1 protein-coding gene is annotated in these 688 nt (G+C 41.1%); it reads right to left on the bottom strand.

Translation table 11 applies throughout. The features are described 5' to 3' along the window. Nucleotides 1–114: 114 nt before the first annotated feature. Nucleotides 115–453 (bottom strand): hypothetical protein, encoded by a 339-nt coding sequence (locus tag ABZ720_RS17420; RefSeq protein ID WP_046099058.1) that lies wholly within the window; start codon nucleotides 451–453, stop codon nucleotides 115–117. Nucleotides 454–688 lie beyond the last annotated feature (235 nt).

A 688-nucleotide genomic window follows, 5' to 3' on the forward strand; every position in this document is an offset into this window, starting at 1 on the left:
TGTGGATATCCATCAATGATTTGAAATATCCTCACATCACCACGAAAACAGTCGTGCCGTTTATGTTTAATGTCGTGGCGAAATCCTTTAGTTGAGCCATCGTGGTAAGCACTGCTATGTACGCGATAAATTGGCATTTTTCTTCTCCATCTGTTTTAGATGTCTGAGTAAATAACTTACTTCCGGTTTTAGTAAGCGTTGGGTTTCAAAGGTCAGTAGTTTTCGTCCCGTTCGATAAATTAGCTCATGCGTGAAATGTACTGCGAAGAGTTGGCGATTAATGTCGTCTATCTGTAGGGTGGTTGGATTATCAAACACTGCGATATACAGTTTATTGTTGTGATAAAGGCTAACCTCACCATATTGCGTTGCAATCTGACTTGTGGTGATGTTCTCACCTAATTTTGATTTAACGTAATCTGCCACCAGTGTTTCATAACCACGCTGTTTCATCTCTGTTTCCTTTTTAATCAAATTACTGAATTTAGGGTGCAAGAAACCGCCTCACTAAAAAGTAAGGTAAGGCGGTGGTGAAAATTAACGTTTGGTTAAGTGATAACCGCGTTGTGTGGTGGTTTTACCTAACACTTGTTCAAGCGTGCGTTTCGGCAGTTGGTTGGCAGAACCGAGTTCGGCGTTAGCAATCAGTTTGTCGATAAGCGGTGCCATATAGTGGTTAAATTCGCCA

The sequence above is a fragment of the Aquibaculum sediminis genome (genome assembly GCF_040712085.1).
In the GTDB taxonomy this organism is placed as follows: domain Bacteria; phylum Pseudomonadota; class Alphaproteobacteria; order Kiloniellales; family DSM-21159; genus Aquibaculum; species Aquibaculum sediminis.

Bases quoted from the DNA above. Each gene is read 5' to 3' on its own strand.
- ABZ720_RS17420 (WP_046099058.1), bottom strand. From the start codon at position 453: ATGAAACAGCGTGGTTATGAAACACTGGTGGCAGATTACGTTAAATCA.